Raw genomic sequence first — 3004 nt, 5'->3', positions numbered from 1 at the left:
TGTTTAGTTAAGTCCTCGATCGATTAGTATTCGTCAGCTACACGTGTCACCACGCTTCCACCTCGAACCTATCTACCTCATCGTCTCTGAGGGATCTTACTCAATTAAATTGATGGGAAGTCTCATCTCGAGGGGGGCTTCATGCTTAGATGCTTTCAGCACTTATCCCTTCCACACGTAGCTACCCAGCTATGCTCCTGGCGGAACAACTGGTGCACCAGCGGTGTGTCCATCCCGGTCCTCTCGTACTGAGGACAGCTCCTCTCAAACTTCCAACGCCCACGACGGATAGGGACCGAACTGTCTCACGACGTTCTGAACCCAGCTCGCGTACCGCTTTAATGGGCGAACAGCCCAACCCTTGGGACCGACTACAGCCCCAGGATGCGATGAGCCGACATCGAGGTGCCAAACCTCCCCGTCGATGTGGACTCTTGGGGGAGATAAGCCTGTTATCCCCGGGGTAGCTTTTATCCGTTGAGCGACGGCCCTTCCATTCGGTACCGCCGGATCACTAAGCCCGACTTTCGTCCCTGCTCGACTTGTAGGTCTCGCAGTCAAGCTCCCTTCTGCCTTTACACTCTTCGAATGATTTCCAACCATTCTGAGGGAACCTTTGGGCGCCTCCGTTACTCTTTAGGAGGCGACCGCCCCAGTCAAACTGCCCACCTGACACTGTCTCCGAACCGGATCACGGTTCTGGGTTAGAATGTCCATACAGCCAGGGTGGTATCCCACCAGCGCCTCCACGTAAGCTAGCGCTCACGCTTCTAAGGCTCCCACCTATCCTGTACAAGCTGTACCAACATTCCATATCAGGCTACAGTAAAGCTCCACGGGGTCTTTCCGTCCTGTCGCGGGTAATGCGCATCTTCACGCATCGTATAATTTCACCGGGTCTCTTGTTGAGACAGTGCCCAAGTCGTTGCACCTTTCGTGCGGGTCGGAACTTACCCGACAAGGAATTTCGCTACCTTAGGACCGTTATAGTTACGGCCGCCGTTTACTGGGGCTTCGGTTCAACGCTTCGCCCGAAAGCTAACGCATCCCCTTAACCTTCCAGCACCGGGCAGGTGTCAGCCCCTATACTTCGCCTTACGGCTTCGCAGAGACCTGTGTTTTTGCTAAACAGTCGCTTGGGCCTTTTCACTGCGGCTTCTCATGCAAGAAGCACCCCTTCTCCCGAAGTTACGGGGTCATTTTGCCGAGTTCCTTAACAAGAGTTCTCCCGATCACCTTAGGATTCTCTCCTCGCCTACCTGTGTCGGTTTGCGGTACGGGCACCCGTTTCCTCACTAGAGGCTTTTCTTGGCAGTGTGAAATCAGGAACTTCGGTACTAAATTTCCCTCCGTATCACAGCTTGTGATTGCCAGACGGATTTGCCTATCTGACTCACTCACTGCTTACACGCACTATTCCATCCGTGCGATTCCTTATCCTTCTGCGTCCCCCCATCGTTCAAACGGAATTGGGTGGTACAGGAATATCAACCTGTTATCCATCGCCTACGCCTTTCGGCCTCGGCTTAGGCCCCGACTAACCCTGAGCGGACGAGCCTTCCTCAGGAAACCTTAGGCATTCGGTGAAGAAGATTCTCACTTCTTTTTCGCTACTCATACCGGCATTCTCACTTCTAAGCGCTCCACCAGTCCTCACGGTCTGACTTCGCTGCACTTAGAACGCTCTCCTACCATTGATCGTAAGATCAATCCGTAGCTTCGGTGATACGTTTAGCCCCGGTATATTTTCGGCGCAGCGTCACTCGACCAGTGAGCTATTACGCACTCTTTAAATGATGGCTGCTTCTAAGCCAACATCCTGGTTGTCTGGGCAACGCCACATCCTTTTCCACTTAACGTATACTTTGGGACCTTAGCTGACGGTCTGGGCTGTTTCCCTTTCGACTATGAACCTTATCACCCATAGTCTGACTCCCAAGGCTATATGATTGGCATTCGGAGTTTGACTGAATTCGGTAACCCGGTGAGGGCCCCTAGTCCAATCAGTGCTCTACCTCCAACATACGTTCCTTGAGGCTAGCCCTAAAGCTATTTCGGAGAGAACCAGCTATCTCCGTGTTCGATTGGCATTTCACCCCTACCCACACCTCATCCCCGCACTTTTCAACGTGCGTGGGTTCGGGCCTCCAGTCAGTGTTACCTGACCTTCACCCTGGACATGGGTAGATCACACGGTTTCGGGTCTACGACCCTCTACTATATCGCCCTATTCAGACTCGCTTTCGCTGCGGCTCCGCCTCTTCAGCTTAACCTTGCAGAGAATCGTAACTCGCCGGTCCATTCTACAAAAGGTACGCCGTCACCCATTAACGGGCTTCGACTACTTGTAGGCACACGGTTTCAGGATCTCTTTCACTCCCCTTCCGGGGTGCTTTTCACCTTTCCCTCACGGTACTGGTACACTATCGGTCACTAGGGAGTATTTAGCCTTGGGAGATGGTCCTCCCGGATTCCGACGGAATTTCACGTGTTCCGCCGTACTCAGGATCCACTCCGGAGGAAACGTGCTTTCGACTACAGGGCTCTTACCTGCTATGGCGAACCGTTCCAGGTCGCTTCGTCTAACACATTTCTTTGTAACTCCAATGGAGTGTCCTACAACCCCAAAAAGCAAGCTTTTTGGTTTGGGCTGATTCCGTTTCGCTCGCCGCTACTTGGGAAATCGCGTTTGCTTTCTCTTCCTCCGGGTACTTAGATGTTTCAGTTCCCCGGGTCTGCCTTCATTTACCTATGGATTCAGTAAATGATCCTACTCCATAACGAGTAGGGGGTTCCCCCATTCGGAAATTCTCGGATCAATGCTTACGTACAGCTCCCCGAGACATATCGGTGTTTGTCCCGTCCTTCGTCGGCTCCTAGTGCCAAGGCATCCACCGTGCGCCCTTCTTCACTTAACTATACTTACCGTTAATACTTAAAAAAGTCGTTGGTTTTTGTTTGATGTCTTGTCATACATTACTTATCTAGTTTTCAAGGTACATTG

1 rRNA gene is annotated in these 3004 nt (G+C 52.1%); it reads right to left on the bottom strand.

The features are described 5' to 3' along the window. Positions 1-3: 3 nt before the first annotated feature. A 23S ribosomal RNA gene (locus DFR57_RS18015) occupies positions 4-2918 on the bottom strand. Positions 2919-3004 lie beyond the last annotated feature (86 nt).

The organism is Saliterribacillus persicus (assembly GCF_003337485.1).
Taxonomy (GTDB): Bacteria; Bacillota; Bacilli; order Bacillales; family Amphibacillaceae; genus Saliterribacillus; species Saliterribacillus persicus.
Note: the sequence above shows the minus strand (reverse complement) of the source record. Positions and strands in the feature narration are given on the sequence as shown.